Source organism: Enterobacillus tribolii (assembly GCF_003363015.1).
Taxonomy (GTDB): domain Bacteria; phylum Pseudomonadota; class Gammaproteobacteria; order Enterobacterales; family Enterobacteriaceae; genus Enterobacillus; species Enterobacillus tribolii.
This window is the reverse complement of sequence record NZ_QRAP01000007.1, coordinates 102,817-124,867: the sequence shown is the minus strand read 5'-3', so window position 1 is coordinate 124,867 and position 22,051 is coordinate 102,817. Positions and strand designations below refer to the sequence as shown.

At 57.6% G+C, this 22,051-nt stretch carries 19 protein-coding genes; 12 read left to right on the top strand and 7 right to left on the bottom strand.

What is annotated here, in order from left to right:
• The 3 genes from C8D90_RS15310 to C8D90_RS15300 are packed head-to-tail and all read left to right on the top strand — an operon-like array spanning position 1 to position 3,212.
• A complete protein-coding gene (locus tag C8D90_RS15310) occupies positions 1 to 666 on the top strand; it encodes a 3-oxoacid CoA-transferase subunit B (RefSeq protein WP_115459336.1) in 666 nt (221 codons plus the stop codon).
• On the top strand, positions 663 to 1,985 hold the full coding sequence (locus C8D90_RS15305) for a TIGR00366 family protein (protein WP_115459335.1): 1,323 nt from the start codon (positions 663 to 665) through the stop codon (positions 1,983 to 1,985). The genes C8D90_RS15310 and C8D90_RS15305 overlap by 4 nt, the downstream gene beginning before the upstream one ends.
• A 27-nt stretch (positions 1,986 to 2,012) precedes the next feature.
• Complete coding sequence (locus C8D90_RS15300) at positions 2,013 to 3,212, top strand: acetyl-CoA C-acetyltransferase (protein ID WP_115459334.1); 1,200 nt, start codon at positions 2,013 to 2,015, stop codon at positions 3,210 to 3,212.
• Positions 3,213 to 3,273: 61 nt separating this feature from the next.
• On the opposite strand, the gene C8D90_RS15295 is transcribed toward C8D90_RS15300, so the two are convergent.
• On the bottom strand, positions 3,274 to 3,897 hold the full coding sequence (locus C8D90_RS15295) for a LysE family translocator (protein ID WP_115459333.1): 624 nt from the start codon (positions 3,895 to 3,897) through the stop codon (positions 3,274 to 3,276).
• Positions 3,898 to 4,210: 313 nt separating this feature from the next.
• Here C8D90_RS15295 and ybjG point away from each other — a divergent pair, with 313 nt between their 5' ends.
• From ybjG to C8D90_RS15275, 4 genes are all read left to right on the top strand, one after another.
• The gene (gene ybjG / locus C8D90_RS15290; protein WP_115459332.1) at positions 4,211 to 4,819 is read left to right on the top strand and encodes an undecaprenyl-diphosphate phosphatase; all 609 of its coding nucleotides are present in this window, start codon (positions 4,211 to 4,213) and stop codon (positions 4,817 to 4,819) included.
• A gap of 246 nt (positions 4,820 to 5,065) precedes the next feature.
• Positions 5,066 to 5,830 carry a DNA-binding transcriptional repressor DeoR gene (gene deoR, locus C8D90_RS15285; RefSeq protein WP_115459331.1) on the top strand — a complete coding sequence of 255 codons (765 nt, stop codon included), beginning with the start codon at positions 5,066 to 5,068 and terminating at the stop codon, positions 5,828 to 5,830.
• A gap of 834 nt (positions 5,831 to 6,664) precedes the next feature.
• Positions 6,665 to 7,960 (top strand): HAAAP family serine/threonine permease, encoded by a 1,296-nt coding sequence (locus tag C8D90_RS15280; RefSeq protein WP_115459330.1) that lies wholly within the window; start codon positions 6,665 to 6,667, stop codon positions 7,958 to 7,960.
• A gap of 87 nt (positions 7,961 to 8,047) precedes the next feature.
• Positions 8,048 to 9,415, top strand: a complete 1,368-nt coding sequence (locus tag C8D90_RS15275) for an L-serine ammonia-lyase (protein WP_115459329.1) — start codon at positions 8,048 to 8,050, stop codon at positions 9,413 to 9,415.
• A gap of 68 nt (positions 9,416 to 9,483) precedes the next feature.
• On the opposite strand, the gene C8D90_RS15270 is transcribed toward C8D90_RS15275, so the two are convergent.
• Complete coding sequence (locus C8D90_RS15270; protein WP_115459328.1) at positions 9,484 to 10,680, bottom strand: serine hydrolase; 1,197 nt, start codon at positions 10,678 to 10,680, stop codon at positions 9,484 to 9,486.
• Between the two features lie 328 nt (positions 10,681 to 11,008).
• Between C8D90_RS15270 and C8D90_RS15265 the strand changes: the two genes are divergently transcribed.
• Genes C8D90_RS15265 through C8D90_RS15255 form a run of 3 tightly spaced genes read left to right on the top strand, consistent with a single transcriptional unit; the run spans position 11,009 to position 13,200 of the window.
• Positions 11,009 to 12,295: an FAD-dependent oxidoreductase gene (locus tag C8D90_RS15265; RefSeq protein WP_115459327.1), complete on the top strand. Its 1,287-nt coding sequence runs from the start codon at positions 11,009 to 11,011 to the stop codon at positions 12,293 to 12,295.
• The gene (locus C8D90_RS15260) at positions 12,292 to 12,579 is read left to right on the top strand and encodes a ferredoxin family protein (RefSeq protein ID WP_115459326.1); all 288 of its coding nucleotides are present in this window, start codon (positions 12,292 to 12,294) and stop codon (positions 12,577 to 12,579) included. Before C8D90_RS15265 ends, C8D90_RS15260 begins: the two co-directional genes overlap by 4 nt.
• 48 nt (positions 12,580 to 12,627) lie before the next feature.
• Positions 12,628 to 13,200, top strand: a complete 573-nt coding sequence (locus C8D90_RS15255; protein ID WP_115459325.1) for a glycerol-3-phosphate responsive antiterminator — start codon at positions 12,628 to 12,630, stop codon at positions 13,198 to 13,200.
• A gap of 22 nt (positions 13,201 to 13,222) precedes the next feature.
• On the opposite strand, the gene C8D90_RS15250 is transcribed toward C8D90_RS15255, so the two are convergent.
• From C8D90_RS15250 to C8D90_RS15230, 5 genes are all read right to left on the bottom strand, one after another.
• On the bottom strand, positions 13,223 to 14,173 hold the full coding sequence (locus C8D90_RS15250; RefSeq protein WP_115459324.1) for an electron transfer flavoprotein subunit alpha/FixB family protein: 951 nt from the start codon (positions 14,171 to 14,173) through the stop codon (positions 13,223 to 13,225).
• Positions 14,170 to 14,973: an electron transfer flavoprotein subunit beta/FixA family protein gene (locus C8D90_RS15245; protein WP_115459323.1), complete on the bottom strand. Its 804-nt coding sequence runs from the start codon at positions 14,971 to 14,973 to the stop codon at positions 14,170 to 14,172. The genes C8D90_RS15250 and C8D90_RS15245 overlap by 4 nt, the downstream gene beginning before the upstream one ends.
• Before the next feature lie 12 nt (positions 14,974 to 14,985).
• On the bottom strand, positions 14,986 to 16,347 hold the full coding sequence (locus tag C8D90_RS15240; RefSeq protein WP_230473026.1) for an MFS transporter: 1,362 nt from the start codon (positions 16,345 to 16,347) through the stop codon (positions 14,986 to 14,988).
• Positions 16,348 to 16,463: 116 nt separating this feature from the next.
• The gene (locus C8D90_RS15235) at positions 16,464 to 17,918 is read right to left on the bottom strand and encodes an FAD-binding oxidoreductase (protein WP_115459322.1); all 1,455 of its coding nucleotides are present in this window, start codon (positions 17,916 to 17,918) and stop codon (positions 16,464 to 16,466) included.
• 109 nt (positions 17,919 to 18,027) lie between these two features.
• On the bottom strand, positions 18,028 to 18,813 hold the full coding sequence (locus tag C8D90_RS15230) for an SDR family oxidoreductase (RefSeq protein WP_115459321.1): 786 nt from the start codon (positions 18,811 to 18,813) through the stop codon (positions 18,028 to 18,030).
• 445 nt (positions 18,814 to 19,258) lie between these two features.
• Between C8D90_RS15230 and C8D90_RS15225 the strand changes: the two genes are divergently transcribed.
• A complete protein-coding gene (locus C8D90_RS15225) occupies positions 19,259 to 20,551 on the top strand; it encodes an MFS transporter (protein WP_115459320.1) in 1,293 nt (430 codons plus the stop codon).
• A gap of 27 nt (positions 20,552 to 20,578) precedes the next feature.
• Positions 20,579 to 22,027 (top strand): FGGY-family carbohydrate kinase, encoded by a 1,449-nt coding sequence (locus tag C8D90_RS15220; protein WP_115459319.1) that lies wholly within the window; start codon positions 20,579 to 20,581, stop codon positions 22,025 to 22,027.
• Positions 22,028 to 22,051: the final 24 nt, after the last annotated feature.

Genomic DNA, 22,051 nt, shown 5'->3' with positions numbered 1-22,051 from the left:
ATGAACGCCAAAGAATTGATCGCACGCCGCGTCGCCCTCGAATTCCGCGACGGTGACATCGTAAACCTGGGCATCGGTCTGCCAACGCAGGTGGTTAACTACCTCCCGCCGGACATCCACATCACCCTTCAGTCGGAAAACGGTTTTCTGGGCCTTGGCCCGGTCACCGACGCGCACCCGGATCTGGTTAACGCCGGTGGTCAGCCGTGCGGTTTGCTGCCGGGCGCCGCCATGTTCGACAGCGCGCTCTCCTTCGCCCTGATCCGCGGCGGCCACGTAGACGCCAGCGTGCTGGGCGGATTGCAGGTCGACCAAAGCGCCAGCCTGGCAAACTGGATGATCCCCGGAAAAATGGTTCCCGGTATGGGCGGCGCGATGGATCTGGTCACCGGCGCGCGTAAGGTGATCATCGCCATGGAGCACAGCGCCAAAGACGGCTCGGCCAAAATCCTGCGCAAATGCACCCTGCCCCTGACCGCGCTGAACAAGGTTTCCATGATCGTAACGGAAATGGCGGTCTTCAGCTTCGAAAAAGGCCAGTTAGTGCTGAAAGAGCACGCTCCCGGCGTCACCCTGGAACAAATCAGGGAAAAAACGGAGGCGGAATTTACCGTATCCCCCGATTTCAAAGCCATGCCGATCGGCCTTGAGGAGAACGTCATATGATCGGCCGTCTCTCCCGTGTCTTAACCGGCTTTGTCAGCCGGTATCTGCCGGACCCGCTGATTTTCGCCATGCTGCTGACGTTGCTCACGTTCCTCATCGCGCTGGCGCTTACGCCGCACACGCCGCTCGACATGGTGCAAATGTGGGGGGACGGCTTCTGGAACCTGCTGGGCTTCGGCATGCAGATGGCGTTAATCATCGTCACCGGCCATGCGCTGGCCAGTTCCGGCCCGGTTAAACGCATCCTGAAACTGACTGCGTCCGCCGCAAAAACCCCGGCGCAAGGGGTGATGCTGGTAACGTTTTTCGGCTCCGTCGCCTGTGTTATCAACTGGGGATTCGGGCTGGTCGTCGGCGCCATGTTCGCGCGCGAAGTGGCCCGCCGCGTCAAAGGCTCCGACTATCCGCTGCTGATCGCCTGCGCCTACATCGGCTTCCTGACCTGGGGAGGCGGGCTGTCCGGCTCGATGCCGCTGCTGGCCGCAACGCCGGGCAACCCGGTTGAGCACATCGCCGGGCTGATCCCGGTTTCCCAGACCATCTTCACCGGCTACAACGCCTTCATTACGATCGGGCTGATTGCCGTCATGCCCTTCGTCACCCGCCTGATGATGCCGAAACCCGGCGACGTGGTCACCGTTGACCCGGTGCTGCTGGAAGAGGAACCCGACTTCCAGAAAAAGCTGCCGGCGGACGCTTCGGTCGCGCTCAAGCTGGAGGAAAGCCGCATTCTTGCGCTCATTATCGGCGCGCTGGGCATCGCCTATCTCGGCATGTACTTCTATCAAAAGGGATTCAACATCACCATCAACACCGTCAACATGATTTTCATGATTGCCGGCCTGCTGTTGCACAAAACCCCGATGGCGTACATGCGCGCCATCACCGCCGGCGCCCGCAGCACCGCCGGTATTCTGGTGCAATTCCCGTTCTATGCCGGTATCCAGCTCATGATGGAGCACTCCGGACTGGGCGGGCTGATCACTGAGTTTTTCATCAACGTCGCCAACAAAGAAACCTTCCCGATCATGACCTTCTTCAGCTCCGCGCTGATCAACTTCGCCGTGCCGTCAGGCGGCGGACACTGGGTGATTCAGGGGCCGTACGTGATGTCAGCCGCACAGGCGCTCGGCGCCGACCTGGGCAAGTCGGCCATGGCCATCGCCTACGGTGAACAGTGGATGAACATGGCGCAACCCTTCTGGGCGCTTCCCGCCCTTGCCATCGCCGGCCTGGGGGTCCGGGACATCATGGGCTACTGCGTCACCGCCCTGGTGTTCTCCGGCTTCATCTTCGTCATCGGCCTGACCCTGCTTTAAGCATCCCCAAAGAATCAAGGAGTGACAATGAGTAACGTGACCAACAACAGCATAGTGATCGTCAGCGCCGCGCGTACCGCCATCGGCAACTTCAACGGCGCGTTATCGTCCGTTTCCGCCGTTGAGCTGGGCGCAACGGTGATCCGCGCCGCTCTGGAGCGCGCCCGCATTGAAAGCAGCCAGATTGATGAAGTCATCATGGGCAACGTTTTGCAGGCCGGTCTGGGGCAGAACCCTGCCCGCCAGGCAGCGCTAAACGCCGGCATCAGCGAGCAGGTATGTGCTTACACCGTCAATAAAGTTTGCGGTTCCGGGCTGAAAAGCGTCGCGCTGGCGGCGCAGGCCATCGCCGCCGGTGATGCGGAAATTCTCGTTGCCGGCGGCATGGAAAACATGAGCCTGGCGCCTTACCTGCTTGACGCCAAAGCGCGCTGGGGCCACCGGCTCGGCGACGGCAAATTGATGGACGTTATCCTGCGCGACGGCCTGATGTGCGCCACCCACGGCTATCATATGGGCATCACGGCGGAAAACGTGGCCGCAAAATACGGCATCAGCCGCGAAGAACAGGACGCGCTCGCCCTGGCTTCCCAGCAGAAAGCCACGGCCGCCATTGCCAGCGGGGCATTCCGCGCAGAGATCGTGCCCGTTACGGTGAAAACCCGTAAAGGGGAGAGCGTCATCGACACCGACGAATTCCCCAAGGCGGACTCCACGGCCGAAGGCCTGGCGAAACTGCGCCCGGCATTCAGTAAAGAAGGCTCGGTAACGGCGGGCAACGCCTCCGGCATCAACGACGGCGCGGCGGCGCTGGTGATTATGACGGAAAGCCGGGCCAGAGCGCTTGGCCTTGCACCGCTGGCGCGCATCCGCGGCTATGCCGGCGGCGGCGTACTGCCCGAGCTGATGGGGATGGGACCGGTGCCCGCCACGCGCAACGTGCTGAAAAAAACCGGCATGGCGTTGTCCGACATTGATTTGATCGAGGCCAACGAGGCATTCGCCTCTCAGTTTCTGGCCGTCGGTAAAGAGCTGGGGTTCGATCCCGCGCGGGTTAACGTCAACGGCGGCGCTATCGCCCTGGGGCATCCCATCGGCGCCAGCGGCGCACGCATTCTGGTGACTCTGCTGCATGCCCTGCGCGCCAGGGACAAAACCCTCGGCCTGGCGACGCTGTGCATCGGCGGCGGTCAGGGCACCGCGATGATCGTCGAACGGCTGAACTGAGCATCATCAGCCTAACGGCCTGAAACCACGGCGCCGTCCTGCGGCGCCGTTAATCATGCACTCAGCGCTGAACGATAAGTTTAAGCCCCAGCAACGCCATCATCGCCCCGCCCATTCTGTCGAACCAGGCTTTAAAGCGCAGATATACCGCCCTCGGCCCCGACGCCGAAAGCACAAACGCAACGAAGGCATACCACACCATATCAATAGTGAACGACATCAGCGGCAACGCCACATACATCCAGGACGCAATGTGCTGCGTCAGCAACGCGGCGAAGATCCCGCCGAACACCAAGGCGGTATTGGGGTTGCTGAGCTGGGTAATCAGGCCGGTACAAAACGACCGCCGCCAGTGCGTCTGCTGCCGTTCCCCTGCCAGCACCGTCAGCGGCGTCGTCGCGCTGCGAAACATTTTAACCGCCAGATAAATCAGATAAAAACCGCCCACCACTTTCAGCGAGGCATACAGCCACGGCACCGCCAGCAGCAACGATTGCAGGCCGAACAAGGCCAGCACCGCAAAAAACGCACACCCTACGCCCATCCCCATCGCCGCGGCCAACCCGTCACGCAATGATGATGACATCGTGGTGCGCGCGACCAGAATAAAACTCGGCCCCGGCGCCATCGCCCCCAGGGCAATAACGCCCGCCACGCTGATTAGCGCCAGTATGCTGCTGTCCATCCGTTACCCCTGTTTGCCTTATTATTTTTTCATCTTATAGGAACACGTCTGACATCCATTTTCGCCGTCAATTAATGTTCTCTTAAGTTCCCGCCCATAAAATATCTCCGTTCACACGCGCGACGGCAAGCCATTAAGTAAAGAATTCCTCAACGGGAGCGTGAATTAAGGTGAATCTTCTTTACTCGCCCCGGTGGGATGCTTAATTCTGTCGCCCACGCTTTTCCCGCACAACGCGTAAAAGCCGCGTCGCTGCGCACTTACCGGTTCGGGCGGGTTTTCGTCCTGAGACTTTGTAAACGGAAAGAGATGTATGGAACATTTTAACCACCTCATATTTCTGCTGATTAACGCCACGCCGGCGTCACCGGCATGGGCGATCGCCATCGCCAGATTTCTCGCCAATGACCTGATCGCCATCGTTCCCCTGTTGATCGTCATTTTGTGGCTCTGGAGTCCGCAGCGGGCCGTTGAAGAGAACCGCCAGCTGATTATCCGCGGCGTGATGGCGCTGGCTTATGCCATGCTCAGCTCAAAAGTCATCGGCATTTTATATCCCCATGCCCGCCCCTTCGTGGAGGGAATCGGCTATAGCTTTATCCCGCATGCGCCGGATGCCTCGTTCCCCAGCGATCACGGCACCGCGATTTTCACCTTCGCCCTGGCCTTTCTGTTTTGGTATCCGCGCCGCTGGGCGGGCGTCACGCTGTTGATTTCTGGCGTCGCCATCGCCTGGTCGCGTGTTTATCTGGGCGTACACTGGCCGATGGACATGGTCGGCGCCCTGCTGGTCGCGTTGCTGGGATGCCTGACGTCGCAGCTTATCTGGGAACTGTGGGGCTCCGTTCTTCAGACCCAGCTGCTCCGTCTTTACCGTTTCAGCTTTGCCTTTCCTATCCGTAAAGGGTGGGTGAAGCCTTAACGTTATCCGTTCCGGAACCTCTTTCGCGGCCTGCGGCAAGCGCGCAGGCCGTTTTCTTCCCGTTTTAAATGAAAGCGTGGTAATGGCATTTGCGCGCATCCGGCACGAAATGTAATATTACCTGGTGGTTGGAACACACTGAATTCGTTGAGATACGGCCATGAGCCCGGCCGGATTGACGTAATCATTCCGCCTCCGGAAGCCGCGGCTTCCCTCCCATCAACCGGAAATGAACTGAGAGAAGCTATGGAAACCCGGCGTTCCGATCGTATCAACCGTCTGGCACAGGCCTTACGTCGCACCGACAAACTCCACCTGAAAGACGCTGCCGAATTGCTCCGGGTTTCCGAAATGACTATCCGCCGCGATCTCGCCGCCCAGCCATGCGACGTGGTCTTGCTGGGCGGGTACGTGGTGCTCGATCCTAAAATCAATCAGAGCGTGCGTTATTTCATTTCCGATCAGCAGGAAAAGCGGGTCAGGGAGAAACGCCACATCGGCGCGCTGGCGTCCAGCCTGATCGCGCCGGACGACGTGGTGTTTTTTGACTGCGGCACCACCGTTCCCTTTATTATCGACGAGCTGGACGACGCGCTCAGCTTTACCGCCGTATGCTATTCGCTCAACACCTTTATGGCTCTGCGCAACAAGCCCAACTGCCACGTGATCTTGTGCGGCGGCTCATTCAACCCGGACAGCGCCATTTTTGTGCCGAACGGCGCCACCAGCGAACTGCACAACATCTGCCCTACGCTGGCCTTTATCTCCGCTGCGGGCATCACCATTCGTCAGGGAGCGACCTGCTATAACCTGGATGAAATTGCTGTTAAGCAGAAAGCCATCTCCCAGGCCCGCCGCTCGGTGCTGGTTGCTGACGCCAGTAAGTTTGGCGAGATCAGGCCGGCCTGGATTGCGCCGCTGGATCATTTCTCCGTCCTGATTACCGACCAGGCGCCGGAAGGCGAGCTAAAGCAACACCTTAGCGCAAAAGGCATTGATATATTGAGTTAGTCTGCGCGGCAGAATGCCCGTTGCCGGGCGTTTTACCCCGGCACGCCGTCCGCCGTGAATAAAACGCACGTTATTTAAGCGTTTTATTACCATTCGTCTTTTGCTCTGCCGTTATTTTCTTCAGTGTCATAACGTTAATTCATCATACTTAATGACCAGCCACGTTCTATATAATGTTGTAAAAATGAACGCTGCCCTCTTTTATTCTTATTTCTCTAATTGCATATCTTATGCAGGGTTATTTTTGCGCCATTTTAAATATCTGGAAAAGAATTTCATTCCGGCAAGAAATAAATTTAACCACATGAAATTAATGGATTTTATCTCCATCTTTTTTTGATAATCCTGTCCAACCATAACGTTACTAAAATGATAAACAAATCTATTTCTTTATAACAATGAAATAATTTTTTACTCTTTCCCCGCCCTGTGTTAAATAACAGGCGCTCCGATGTTGCGGCATTGTGCTGTTTCTCGCGCAAAACTTCGGCTTTTCAACGGTAAAACCAAGTCATCATCGCAATTGCGAGCAAGATCACGGACGTTTTATCTGTAAAAAACTATATTCCACGGCGAAAAATGTGGTAACCGAATATTATGAAAACATCCGTTATGAATAATCCGTTGTGAATAGAAACCTCTTCGGCCTTACCGTTGCGTACAGGCGGAGCGGCGTTTTTTTGTTTGCCGGGATATCGCAGGCAAACGCTATTTTCAGTGCACAAACTCAGTTTATTTAGCTCTGCGGATGTCATTTTTAGCCTGGCGGCTATAACAACACAATTCAGGTTAACGCATCCGCTTATCTATCGTGTTCGCTTTTAGGAGACACCTATGGACACCACCCAAGCAGGTACCATCGCTTCAACGGCTTCCGTGCCGGCAACCCGCTGGCGTAAGTCAGACACCATGTGGATGCTGGGACTGTATGGCACTGCCATCGGCGCCGGCGTATTGTTCTTACCGATCAATGCGGGCGTTGGCGGCCTGATCCCCATGATCATCATGGCTATCATCGCATTCCCCATGACCTTTTTTGCGCACCGCGGTCTGACCCGCTTCGTGCTGTCGGGGAAAAATCCGGGTGAAGATATTACCGAAGTCGTGGAAGAGCATTTCGGCGTCGGCGCGGGTAAAATCATTACCCTGCTGTACTTCTTCGCCATCTATCCGATCCTGCTGGTTTACAGCGTGGCGATCACCAATACCGTCGACAGCTTCATCACCCACCAGATGGGCCTGGCATCGCCGCCGCGCGCCCTGCTCTCGCTGATCCTGATCCTCGGCCTGATGACTATCGTGCGTTTCGGCGAGCATCTGATCGTTAAGGTAATGAGCATCCTGGTTTACCCGTTCGTCGCAGTGCTGATGCTGCTGGCCCTGTACCTGATCCCGAACTGGAATGGTGCGATTTTCGACTCCGCCGCCATCGCCAGCTCTGCCTCCGGCAGCGGCCTGTGGATGACCCTGTGGCTGGCCATTCCGGTTATGGTGTTCTCCTTCAACCACTCCCCGATCATCTCCGCTTTCGCCGTTGCCAAACGCGAAGAGTACGGTGATGAACTGGCCGAGAAGAAGTGTTCCAAAATCCTGGCCTATGCGCACATCATGATGGTGCTGACCGTGATGTTCTTCGTGTTCAGCTGCGCGCTGAGCCTCTCTCCGGCAGATCTGGCGGAAGCCAAGGCACAGAACATTTCCATTCTGTCTTACCTGGCTAACCACTTTAATACGCCGGTTCTGGCGCTGGTCGCGCCGTTAATCGCCTTCGTCGCCATCACCAAATCGTTCCTGGGCCACTACCTGGGCGCCCGTGAAGGCTTCAACGGTCTGGTGATCAAATCACTGCGCGGCCGCGGCAAGTCCATCGAAATCGGCAAACTGAACAAAATCACCGCGCTGTTCATGCTGGTGACCACCTGGATCGTCGCAACCCTGAACCCGTCTATCCTGGGTATGATTGAAACCCTGGGCGGCCCGGTTATCGCCACAATCCTGTTCCTGATGCCGATGTACGCGATTCATAAAGTACCGGCCATGCGCAAATACAGCGGCCACATCAGCAACGTCTTCGTTGTTGTCATGGGCCTGATCGCCATCTCGGCCATCCTGTACACGTTGTTCGGTTAATTGTTTTCAGGCCGGCGCACCCCGCCGGCTTTTTTCTAAGCCCTGGCCACACGCCGGTTCTTCTCTGGAATAAGTACGGAGTCAATAATGGTTAGCGTATTCGATATTTATAAGATTGGTATCGGCCCTTCCAGCTCCCACACCGTGGGTCCGATGAAAGCCGGCAAACAGTTCGCTGACGACCTGATTGCGCAGTGTATTCTGTCCGACATCACCCGGATCGTGGTCGATGTATACGGCTCGCTTTCCCTGACCGGGAAAGGCCACCATACCGACATCGCCATCATCATGGGCCTGGCCGGAAACCTGCCTGACAGCGTGGACATCGACGCCATTCCGGGCTTCGTAAACGACGTCGAGCAGCGCGGTCGCCTGCCGATGGCCGGCGGCAACCACGAAGTGGACTTCCCGCTGGCGACCAGCATGAATTTCCACGATGAAAACCTGTCGCTGCACGAAAACGGCATGCGCATTACCGCGCTGGCCGGCAACAACGTGCTGTACAGCAAAACCTATTACTCCATCGGCGGCGGTTTTATCGTCGACGAGGAAAACTTCGGCAAGCAGGACGCGCAGAGCGTCAGTGTGCCCTACCCGTTTAACAGCGCCGCCGACCTGCAGCGCCACTGTAAAGAGAGCGGACTTTCCCTCTCCGGCCTGGTGATGCAAAACGAGCTGGCTCTGCGCAGCCGCCAGGAAATCGAAGGCCACTTCTCCCGCGTTTGGGACGTCATGCGTTCCGGCATCGAGCGCGGCATGAATACGGAAGGCTTGCTGCCCGGCCCGATGCGGGTGCCGCGCCGCGCGGCCGCCCTGCGCCGTCAGTTGGTCAGCGGCGACAAAGTCACTTCCGATCCGATGAACGTGGTGGACTGGATCAACATGTTCGCCCTGGCGGTGAGCGAGGAAAACGCCGCCGGCGGCCGTGTCGTCACTGCGCCGACCAACGGCGCCTGCGGCATCATCCCTGCGGTGCTGGCGTACTACGATAAGTTCATCCGCGAAGTGAACACCAACTCCTATTCACGCTATTTCCTGGCCTCCGGCGTGATTGGCGCGCTGTACAAAATGAACGCCTCCATTTCCGGCGCGGAAGTCGGCTGCCAGGGTGAAGTCGGCGTCGCCTGCTCCATGGCGGCGGCCGGGCTGACGGAGCTGCTGGGCGGCAGCCCGGATCACGTCTGCATGGCAGCGGAAATCGCGATGGAACATAACCTGGGCCTGACCTGCGACCCGGTCGCCGGCCAGGTGCAGGTGCCATGCATCGAGCGTAACGCCATCTCTGCCGTGAAAGCGATCAACGCCGCCCGCATGGCGCTGCGCCGCACGTCAGACCCGCGCGTTTCACTGGATAAAGTGATCGAAACCATGTACGAAACGGGCAAGGACATGAATGCCAAATACCGCGAAACCTCACGCGGCGGTTTGGCTATCAAGGTACTGAGCTGCGGCTGATGCCGTAAGGCGCGGATCAAAAAAGCCTGCCGGGTTAACGCCCGGCAGGCTTTTTTATCGCCGTCCGATCACAGGCCGAACAGCTGATTAATCTTCAGTAAAATGAAATCCCAGATCCGGCCGAAGAAGCCGGCTTCCTGCACATCCGCCAGTACAACCAGCGGCTTCTGATCTATCGTTTTGCCATCAAGCTGAAAATCGATGGTGCCAACCACCTGGCCTTTGCTCAGCGGCGCTTCCAGCACCTTCTGGCTCAGGTTATAGCTGGCTTTCAGGTTCTTCATCTGCCCACGCGGGATGGTGATGCTGGCATTTTTATCCATGCCCAGCGCGATCTCATTCTCATCGCCGAACCAGACCTTTTGCGTGACGAACGGCTGCCCCGCCTTCACCGGCGTCACCGTCTCATAAAAACGAAAACCCCAGGTCAACAGCTTCTTGCTCTCATCAAAGCGGATACGGTCAGACGGCGCGCCCAGCACCACGGAAATCAGGCGCATCGGGCCGTCCGTCGCAGACGCCACCAGGTTATGCCCGGCGCCGTTGGTATAACCGGTTTTAATGCCGTCCACGTTCAGGCTGGTATCCCACAGCAGGCGGTTACGGTTCACCTGGCGGATCTTGTTGAACGTAAATTCTTTCTCTTTATGGATCGCGTACTCTTCCGGCGTGTCGGCAATCAGCCTCTGGCTAATCAGCGCCATATCACGCGCGGAGCTGTACTGCCCGGCGGAATCCAGGCCGTGTACCGTTTTGAACGTGGTGTTTTTCAGCCCCCAGGCCGCCACGTACTTGTTCATCAGGTTAACGAAGGCGTCCTGACTGCCCGCCACGTAATCCGCCAGCGCGATGCTGGCATCATTCCCCGACTGAATGACCATGCCTTTGTTCAGCTCGGAAACCGGCACCCGATCGCCCGGTTTCAAAAACATCAGCGAGGAGCCGCGCAGCACCGGGTTTCCCGTTGCCCAGGCGTCCTTCCCGACCACGACCATATCGTTGGGCGTAATTTTACCGCTCTTGATTGACTGACCAATCACGTAGCTGGCCATGATTTTGGTCAGGCTGGCGGGATCAAGACGGGCGTCGGCGTTCGACTCGGTCAGGATTTTGCCGCTGTCGTAGTCCATCAGGACCCAGGCTTTAGCGTTGATTTCCGGCGCCGCGGGAGCTTCCGCGGCCTGAAGGACAGGCACCGCGACCAGGGTAAGCCCGGCGCCTAACGTGAGTGTTTTAATCAGGGATGAGAGTGCGTTCTTTTTCATATGTCGCCAGCGTATCCGTTCAGATATCGCGTTTGTCCGGCGCATGTCAAAAAGCGTCGGAAAACGTCGATATCGGTATCATTATTAATAGTTATATAACCTTAACGGCTTTAATTCTAAGAATAAACCCTGAAGCGGCCATCTATACGCTTCTTTAGATTACTGTGCGCGACGGCCGACTTCGCGTCTATAAGATTTTTCCGCGCTCTGACCGGGTAAAACAGATTTATTCTCTATGGATAAAACAGGAAGAATACCGTGTAGCATCAAGGTACTGACGATACCGGATGCTATGCTGTCCGGCGTAACGTTCAGAGGGAGAAAGGGAATGGAGGACGATTTTGACGTCATCGTAGTCGGCGGCGGTTTTGCCGGTTGCGCCAGCGCCCTGCTGCTGGCGCGCGCGGGCCTGAACGTCGCGCTGCTGGAGCGCGCGGCGACGCCGGGCGGCAAAAGCCTCAGCGGCGGACGCCTGTATGCCCACGCGCTGGAAGCCATCCTGCCGGGATTCAGCGAGCACGCCCCGCTTGAGCGCAAAATCACGCGCGAAAAACTCACCCTGATGAACGCAGACAGCGCCGCCACCCTTGACTATCACCACGCCCCTGGGCCGGACGGTACGTCCTCCTACAGCGTCCTCCGCTCCCGTTTCGATCCCTGGCTGATGGCGCAGGCGGAACACGCGGGCGCCCAATGCCTGTGCGGCATCCGGGTCGATGAGTTAGTGACGGAACAGGGGTGCGTGCGCGGCATCCGCACCGGAGATGACATACTGCGGGCGCGGGTGGTGATTCTGGCGGAGGGCGCCAACACGCTGCTGGGCGAAAAGCACGGCCTGATCGCCAAACCAGCGCCGCGCACGATGGCTATCGGCGTTAAGGAAGTGATATCCCTTCCCCGCCAATGTATCGAAGATCGTTTCGGCCTTGAGGAGAACCAGGGCGCCGCCTGGCTGTTCGCCGGCGATGCCAGCGCGGGCGAAGTCGGCGGCGGTTTTCTGTATACCAACCGCGACACGCTGTCCCTCGGCGTCGTCTGCAACCTCGCCGCTTTCAATGCAAACGCGCGAAACCTGCCCGCCATGCTGGAGAATTTCAAGCGCCACCCCGCCGTACGTCCGCTGCTGCGCGGCGGAGAACTGCTGGAATACGGCGCACGCCTGATCCCTGAGGGCGGGTTGGACAGCATGCCGGCGCCGTCCGGGGCTGGCTACCTGATCGTCGGCGATGCGGCCCGCCTGTGCGTCAACGCCGGTCACACCGTGCGCGGCATGGATCTGGCGGTGTTATCCGCACAAGCGGCGGCACAGGCCGTTATGGATGCGCTGAGCAATGACGACGTCAGCGCCGCCGGATTACGCGGCTACACGGACCTGCTGCATCAGGGCGCGCTGGGCGCCGTCTTACGTCAGTACCGGCGATTACCGGAAACCCTGCTTGCCTCGCCGCACTTTTTCCGCCGCTACCCACAGTTGACCAACGACCTGCTCCGCGACCTGTTTCGGGTAAACGGCGACGCGCCGCAGCCGCTGCGCCGGATTTTATGGCGCCATGCCCGTCAGGCAGGATGGCGCAACCTGTTCAACGACGTCATCCGGGGGCTGCGCAGCCTATGACATCCACATCTACAGAAAGTAAACTCAGCAAAAATCATTACGTTATCACTCAGGGAGAGCCGCATATCCGCCTGAACGCCGGGCATCCGGATCACGAGCGCCTGCTGGCGCTGGTCGGCGCCTGCCCGGCGGGATTGTACCGGCTGGATGAGGACGGCAGCCTGCACGCGGAGTTTCACGGCTGCCTGGAATGCGGCGCCTGTCGTCTGCTCGGCGAAGGCACGGTCATCGCCTCATGGCGTTACCCCGAAGCCGGTTGCGGCGTGGAATTCCGCTTCGGCTAACGAGACAAACCTTAACGACGATAAAAAAACACTAAACGGAGATTACCTTTGTCCCTTAATCAAATATTGGCCCAACACCCGATTATCGCCGCGGTGAAAGACACTGAGAGCCTTGACGCCGCCCTGCAATCCGACTGCAAAATCATCTCTGTGCTATACGGCAACATCTGCAACATCGGCACTATTGTGCAACGCATCAAAAAGGCGGAGAAGTATGCCTTCATTCATGTTGACCTGCTGGACGGCACGTCCAACAAAGAAATCGTCATCAACTTCCTCAAGATCGTCACCGCTGCCGACGGTATCATCAGCACTAAGGCATCAATGGTGAAAGCGGCGAAGGCACAGGGGTTCTACTGCATTCACCGCATGTTTTTACTCGACTCCATCTCTTTTCATAACGTGGGAAAACAGGCGGCGCAGTCTGCGCCCGACTGCATTGAAATTTTGCCGGGCTGTATGCCAAAGGTGCTGGGATGGGTTGCGGAGAAAGTCGACTTGCCGATTATCGCCGGCGGGCTGGTGTGCGACCATGAAGATGCGGCAGCGGCGCTGAAGGCCGGGGCCATTGCGATTTCAACGACCAACCGGGATGTCTGGGCGTTTAAAGCCGGGAAGTGAGCCGCCGGGCGACTCCTTCTCCTCACTCCAGGTATTGCGCCAGCCCGTCAAGCACCGCATGCATATCATCGACGATGCTGACGTCGGCCCCGGCAAAAACGGCGGCCTCCGGATCGCGGTTTATCGCCACGATAAACCGGCTGCGGCGGATGCCTTCCTCAAACGCCGCCGCGCCGGAAGCCCCGGCAACGATGCAGATTTCCGGCGCGACCACCGCGCCGGACATCCCCAGCATCTTTTCCATGCCGCACCAATGATTCATCGCCACCGGGCGGCTGACGCCGATTTCGGCACGCAGCCGTTCGGCCAGCGGTTGCAGATGTTGCAGGCTTTCCGCGCTACCGACGCCCTGCCCGATCGCCAGCACTCTGTCGGCCCGTAACAGCGCATTCTCCGTCTGCGGCGCTTCTTCATCGATCGCCACCAGCCAGCCCGGACGGGGTTCCGTCAGCGAAATTTCCCACTGCGGCGCATCGTGGGAGGAAACCGCCACGCTGCCGCCGCCGGTCCGCATCACGGACAAACACCACGGGGCCGGCCCCGGCGCCAACGTCGCGTCCATGTTGTTGGCATATACCGTTTTATCCGCTTCACACACCTGCGCCGAAACGCGCCCCCGCTCCACGCCCGCACAGGCGCTGCCGTTCAGGCGGTAAGCCAGCCGCGCAGCCAGTTCAGCCCCGGCGGCGCGATCGGTAAACAACAACAGTTGCGCAGGGTCCGCCTGCCAGGCCTGTTCCAGTAATACCAGCCGCTGTTCCGCAACGTCCGGTTCATCGGGCAAGCGCAGCCAAATTACCTGCCGGACAGGCAGATCAAAGGCGGGAAGCCGCCCAGGTTTCTGCGTACGGAAAAACAGCCACAGCGCACAGCTTTCCGCGCCGATATCGCCGGCGCGCAGAAAAGCGCGCAGATCCTGCGCCTGGGTTAAAAATGAGGGCGCTGCTGCGTCCAGTATCAACGTGACGTTCATCTTCCCAGCCGCTCCTTCAGGTGTTCGTGATACAGGCGGCACGCTTTCTCCTGCGCATCCGCGCCTTCAATCCGTATTCCCGCACGCTGGCTGCGGCGACGCGCCAAATGCCGCAGTTGCGCCGCGCCTTCTCCGGCCAGCGTATCCCAACTCAATTGCAGCATTTCCGGCGTACAGGCCGTGATGCCCTTTTGCCCTGCCGCCAGCTTTTGTTTCAGCGTCGGAACCCTCAATACGCCCGCGCCGGCGGCATTCCCTACCGCCAGCACCAACGGCGGGCGCACGGTAACATGCTGAATGCGCCCTGCGGCCAGCCGGGTAACGCGCAACATCCCGTCGCCGGCATCCTCAATGCCTGTCACCCCGCTCAGGCAAGGCCAGCCGAGATGTTCCGCCAGCAGGAAAGCCGTCTGCATGTTATGCCCTTCCGGGCTTTGCTCTCCCAGCAACAGCACATCCTGCGGCGCTACGTGGCGGTGATAGCCGGCGATCAGCCGGGCGATGGCCTGCGGATTAAATCGCAGATCCACCCATTCCGGCGCAGCAATGCGCACCACATCCTGATACCCCAGCGCCAGCAGTTGCTTCAGGTAGAAGTCTGCCTGGCTACCGCCGACGGTCAGCGCCGTCAATTGCGCCTCGCCCAGCGTTAACGCCAGCTCGGCCGCGCTTTCATCAAAGCAGTTCAGCACGCTTTTGGCGAAACTGACGTCAACCCGCCACGCCTCTCCGGGCGTCCAATCCTTTTCCGCCAACATGCCGAAATCCGCCACCGTTTTTACCGCAACCAGTATCCGCATCACCGTTCTCCCTTAATGCCCCTGCGAAGGCGCCACCTGCTGCCCATGACCGTTGCGCGCCTTGACCTGTGACGCATTCACCAGCGTCAGCCCTTTGGTTTCCGGCGCCCACATCACTGACACCACACCGCCCAGCAACAGTACGCCGGCCAGCAGCAGCATAGTGTTCTGCAGCCCCAGCCACAGCAGCGCCAGCGGCAACAACCCGGTACTGATCGCCGACCCCAGGCGACTCATCGCCGTCGCGAAACCAACGCCCAACGAACGGATATCCGTCGGGAAACTTTCCGCCGGGAAGACGCCCACCAGATTACTGACCGCGGAAATCGTCAGGGTAAACACCGCAAACAGCAGCAGCATCGCGCCCGGCTGGCTTTCCGGCACGAACGCCAGCGTGCCCAGGCAGATCGCCAGAATAAAGAAGGACGAGATGAGGAAACCGCGCCGGGAACAGAAAATCGTCAGGCCGATGCCAATCAGCGCGCCGAGCATCAACAGGCCGTTGAGCAGCAAATCGGAGGCAAAATCCTGCGCCAGCCCCATGATGCCCAGAATGGAAGGCAGAAAGGTGTAAATCGCAAAATAGGGCATCACCAGGCAGACAAAAAACAGGCTGTTAAACGCCGTCCGCCGCCAATAACGGGCGGAAAACAGCGTACGCAAATGGCGGGAAGTTTCCTGAGCGATCTCATCATGCAGCACCACGGAATCGCCGAAGCAGCGGCGCACCACCTGATGCGCTTCCTTAATGCGCCCCTTGCGCATCAGCCAGCGCGGCGATTCCGGCGTACCGATGCGCATCAGCATAATCAACAACGCGGGCAACGAAGCCGAAGCCAGCAACCAACGCCAGGCATCATCGCCGTACCCTATCAGCAGATGCCCCATAAAACTGGCCGAAATATACCCCAGCGTCCAAATCACGCTGAACGATCCCAACAACATGCCGCGATGTTTGCGCGGAGCAAACTCCGCCAGCATAGTATGCCCCACCGAATAGTCGCCGCCCAGGCCGATGCCCACCAGCACGCGCAGCCAAAAAAGCTGCTCCGGGGAAGTGACGAAAAATTGCAGGAATGAGGCCAGCGTGATGATCACGAAGCTGAGGGTGAAGATTTTCTGTCGCCCGATATAGTCGGAAACCCAGCCCAGAACCAGGCTGCCGAGGAATAAGCCAATGAGCGCCGAGCTGCCGATCAGCCCTTCCCAGAACGGGGTCAGCCCCATTTGCGGGCTTATCTGCGCCAGCGCGAAACCGATGACGCCCAGCGCGTAGCCATCCGTCAGGTGCGCGCCAAACGTCAGCCCGGCAATCTTCAGATGGAATCGGTTAAGCGGAATATCATCCATACGGATCGTGTGCTGCTGTGTCATGGTGTCCCTCACTCACGAACGGGCGGTTCCGGCCCTGACAGGAAAGCCACAAACGCCCCCTGCTCCCGCCCCACAGGGGAGGAACAGGGGGACATCATGACGAAGAGTGCTGCCGTTTATTTTTCAATCGGATATATCGTTCCCGCGTTCATGATGCCTTTCGGGTCATACACGTCTTTCAGCCCTTTCAGGATGTAGTAAGCCGTGCCGTGTTCATCCTTCGTCCAGTGCGTACGGTGTTTGCCGATACCGTGGTGATGTACCATCGAACCGCCCAACCGGATGGTTTCTTCAACGATGATCTTGTTGATCGGATTGTGGTATTTCTCGATTTCTTCCTCCGGCTTACAGTCCACCACGTTGTAGTCATACACGAAATACATGTTGGTGCCGTTGATATAGCTGTGCGAAGAGTGACCACCCAGCATAGTGATATCGTCGGCATGGGGGAATTCATTGCGCAGGCGGCGGATCACGTTCTCGTAAATCGCGTGGATACAGCTCCACTCGCCGGAAACCTCCGTGGTGAAGCCCATATTGCCGGTTTTCTGAATCTGAACCCGCTCGGCCGCCACCTTATCCGGCCCCCAGTTCAGGTTATTGAACCAGGTTTCGATCAGCTTGCTGTCGACCTTGCGGCATTGCGGATAGCGCGCCACGATAGCTTCGATACCGTCACCGGTGGCGCGGGCGATGCCCTTGTTGCCCTCAGCCATAAAAATCATGACGCATTTGCCGTCGGCGAAATGGGTGAAGTGCTGGGTACCGTCCTCCGCATCATACAGGCGGGCGATGGAGGGACGATAACCTTCCACCATCACTTCACGCAGAACCTCAAAGCCGGTTTTCATGTCGTCCAGAATGTAGCCGTAATAGAGGTTGTTCTCCGGCATGAACTTGAAAATCTTCACCGTCACTTCCGTGATAAAGCACAGCGCGCCTTCGTTGCCGATGATCACGTGGCGGATGTCCGGCCCGGCGGCGCGGCGCGGTACGTTTTTGATGCGCGTTACCGTTCCGTCCGGGAAGACCGCCTCCAGGCCAACCACCATATCTTCAATGGCGCCATACAGCGTGGAAAACTGGCCGATACTGCGGGTGGCGACCAGGCCGCCCATCTGCGCCAGCGGTTTGGACTGCGGCGAGTGCCCGGTAGTGTACCCCTGGGCGCGCAGTTTATTTTCCAGCACCTCCAGCGGCACCCCGCACTGCGCCGTGGCCTGCATATTTTGTGGGTCGATGCTGAGCACCCGGTTCAGGCCGGAGCCGTCCAGCACCACCGAATTCTCCACCACGGTTTCCAGCCCGCCCTCGGTGGCGGAAGCGCCGGTGCGCGGCACGCAGTTAATCCCGTGACGGTTACAGAAAGCCAGCACCGCGGAAACCTGCTGCGTATTCTCCAGCATGACCACCGCAGCCGGCAACGGCAGAGGAAATACGCCGTGAATATCGGCATATTTTCTGAAACGATCCACGCTGTTTTTTTGCAGCACTTTTTCATCGGTAATTACCCGGCCCGGGCTCACGATTTCTTTCAACTGTTCAACAATGGCTTCTCTTGTCAGGGACATGACGTATCCTTCCGCGTTGGGCAAATAAAATAATAGTAAACCTGTTTTTATATCAATCCGATGATTCCGGATTGATATCTGAAAATAGAAAAGGAACCACCTCTTTTACTTAGCGCACTAAATAGCCGCCATCGACAACTAATAAATGACCATTCACATAATCAGAAGCACGGCTGGCCAAATAAACCATCGCCCCCATTAAATCCTGCGTTTCCCCCCAGCGATTGGCCGGAATATGATCTAACACACGTTTATTGGTTTCCGGATTCTTACGGGTTTCGGTAGTAATTTCCGTTGCATAATAGCCAGGCGCGATGCCATTTACCTGAATATTGTATTGCCCCAATTCATCACAATAAGCTTTAGTAAATCCGGCCAGCGCATGTTTGGTTGCCGAATAGGCCGGTGACCATTGCCCGCCCAGGTAAGAGAACAGCGAGCAGATATTAATGATTTTCCCGTGACGCTGCGGAATCATGATTTTGGCAGCTTCATAGCTTAATTCAAAGGCGGCGGTCAGGTTAATATCGATCATCGGGTCCCAGTCTTCGCGCCCGAAATCCAGCACCTTATTCAGTTTACAAATACCGGCGTTATTGACCAGAATATCCACGGCGCCAAACACGTCCTGGCAACGGGCGATGATTTTTGCCGGCGCGCCTTTCTCCGTGATGTCCACCTGCATGAACTCGACCCGTGAGCCGGCCTGCTCAATCAGCTCGCGTGTTTCACCGTTGTCTTTGATAAAACTGGGAATGAACAGATCGGCCCCCGCTTTTGCCAGCGCAACGGCAAACGCCTGCCCCAGGCCACTGTTGCCGCCGGTGACGATCGCGGTTTTACCTTTGAGGGAAAAGAAGTCCAGCGAGAACGCATTTAACGCGCTTAATGACATGATGTGGCCCCTTGATTCAGAAAAAACGCAAAAAAAAAGAGAAAAGTAGACTCCCCGGTACGGGAAGTTACTTTTCTCATCGTCTCTAGTAACTGGCTAAAATAAGTAACACAGCTTAAACCGTCTTTTCCGTGACAACTCTCACAAAACCTGTTTTCAGCGCATTTACTTTAAGACGATACTTAATCATTCATTTAACAGTGTGACGTAATTAAATATACAAAGTGAAATCTTATATACAGACAAAATAAATAGGGCGATAAATAAATTCATTCCGCACAACAAAATCATTCTGTGATAATTCTCACGGAAAGTATTTCCAAATTCATGCTAATAATCGTATCCGTTACTGACAGAGATACTGAGAAAAGTAACTTCCCGTACCGGGGAGTTTGCTTTTCTCTTTTTTTTTGCCTGAAAATCAGGCGACGGCTGAGATAACACCATGCATAACACTTCCATTCGCCGGTGGCTGACGCTGGCCATAATAAGCATCAGCGGGGGCGTAAGCTTTGACTTGGCCTATCTGCGTTATATTTACCAAATCCCTATGGCTAAGTTTATGGGATTCACAAATACCGAAATCGGCTTAATCATGAGTACCTTCGGTATTACGGCCATTGTGCTTTATGCGCCAAGCGGAATTATCGCTGATAAATTTTCACATAAAAAGATGATGACTTCCGCGATGATAGCCACCGGTCTGCTGGGGTTATTAATGTCCGTTTACCCACCGCTGTGGGTGATGCTGTGCATTCAGGTAGCGTTCGCCATCACGACCATCCTGATGCTGTGGTCGGTTTCCATCAAGGCGGCTTCCCTGCTGGGCGGGCACGACGAGCAGGGCAAAATCATGGGCTGGATGGAAGGGCTGCGCGGCGTGGGCGTGATGTCGCTCGCGGTGTTTACCATGTGGGTTTTCTCCCGCTTCGCGCCGGAAGATCCCAACAGCCTGAAGTCGGTGATCCTGATTTACAGCGGCGTCTATATCGCACTGGGCATTCTGTGCTGGTTTTTCGTCAGCGACGGCAACGGCGCACAGGCGCAGGCGGACTCTGCCGGCGACAAACGCACGTTCAGCCTGAAAGATATTTTGTCGGTGCTGCGTATCAGCACCACCTGGTATTGCAGCATGATTATTTTCGGCGTGTACACCATTTACGCCATCCTGAGCTACTCCACCAACTACCTGACGGAAATGTACGGCCTGAGCCTGGTGGCGGCCAGTTACATGGGCGTGGTGATCAACAAGATATTCCGCGCGATGTGCGGGCCAATCGGCGGCTTAATCACCACCTACAGCCGCTACAAATCCCCTACGCGGGTGGTGCAATTCCTGGCGTTGGTCAGCGTCGTCGCGCTGGGTGTGATTCTGGCGACCAACCGCAACCCGACCTCCGTTGCGGTCGGCATCGGCCTGATCCTGCTGCTGGCCTTTACCTGCTATGCCTCGCGCGGGCTTTACTTCGCCTGCATCGGCGAAGCGCGCACGCCCACTTACATCATGGGCACCACCGTCGGCATCTGCTCGGTTATCGGCTTTTTGCCTGACGTCTTCGTCTACCCGATCGTCGGCTACTGGCAGGACACCCTGCCGCCGGCGGAGGCCTACCGCAACATGTACATGATGGGGCTGGCGGCCAGCTGTCTGGTGATCGTCTTTACTTTCCAGCTGTTCCGCAATATCCGCCGTACCGCCCAGAATGAGGCAATGACGGCGGAACAGGCGGCGCAGTAAATTTTCTTCCGGTGATGAGGCAAAAACATGAGCAATCAGTATCTGATGGGGGTCGATGTCGGCACCCAAAGCGCCAAGGTAGTGATTTTTGATCTGGACGGCAACGTTGTTTGTGAAGGTAAGCAAAGCCTGCGCAAGATGGATATTCCCGCCCCCTTGTTGGCGGAACACCCCGACGACGACCTGTGGGATTCCCTGAAGGTCGCCTTTCATCAGGCCATGACGCGCTTTGCCCAACGCGGCGGCAAAGGGAGTGAAATTTTAGCGATGGGCGTTTGCATCATCCGCTGCTGTCGTGTGCTGCTGAAGGAAAACGGCGAGCTGGCCTACCCGGTAATCAACTGGATGGATAAACGCCTGAACAAGCCCTATGAGTATATCGATGCTTACCAGGGCGTTCGTTACGTAACCACCACGTCCGGCTATATCACTCACCGGCTGACCGGTGAATTTAAGGATACCTGCGCCAACTACATCGGCTGGTGGCCGATGGACAACGACACGCTGGACTGGAGCACCGATCCCGAAGCCTGGAAGAGCTGCAACCTGACGCGCGAACAGGTGCTGGACGTGGTGAAGCCGGGCGAAATCCTCGGCTACGTCACGGAACAGGCCGCACGGCAGATTGGCGTTCCTGCCGGGATTCCGGTGGTCGCCACCGCCCATGACAAGGCAGTAGAGGCGCTCGGCGCCGGTTCGCTGGATGAAGGGGTCGCGCTGATTTCGCTGGGCACCTACATCGGTGCAATGGTACACGGCCATGCCAACGTCAAAGACGCCCGGAATTTCTGGCCGTTTCAGGCATCGATTCCCGGACGCTACCTGTATGAATGCATGGGCGTACGCCGCGGCATGTGGACCATCAGTTGGTTCCGCGATCAGTTCGGCGCGGCGGCGCTGGCGGACGCCAACGATCAGGGCGTCAGCATTGAAGAGTTGCTCAACCGGGAAGCCTCCGCCGTTCCCGCCGGCTGCGAGGGGCTAATCACCGTGCACGACTGGGCGCCGCCGTCAGAGGCGGAGTTCCGCAAGGGCGCGATGATCGGCTTCGACGGGCGGCATACCCGCGCGCACATGTACCGTTCGGTGCTGGAGGGGATTGCGTTCACCATGAAGAATCACATGGATAAGATGGCAGAAGAGCTGAAGGTGCCGTTTAAACATCTGATTATTTCCGGCGGCGGCGCGAACAGCGATTTGTTCATGCAGATCTTCGCCGACGTGTTCGGCGTGCCGACCAGCCGCAACGTGATGAAAGGCTCTGCGTCGGTGGGCTGCGCTATAAATGCGGGAATGGCGGTGAAGGCTTTTGACAGTTATGAGCAGGCGATCGGCAAACTGGTGAAGATGGGCGATAAATTTACCCCGAATCTGGAGCATCACCAATTCTACAATGCCCTGAATGAACAGGTGTACCAGAAGGTAAACCGCCATCTCGATCCGCTGCTGCAAGCGTTAAGCCCGCTGGTTGACTGAATCCGTTAACTACGCGGGCTAACT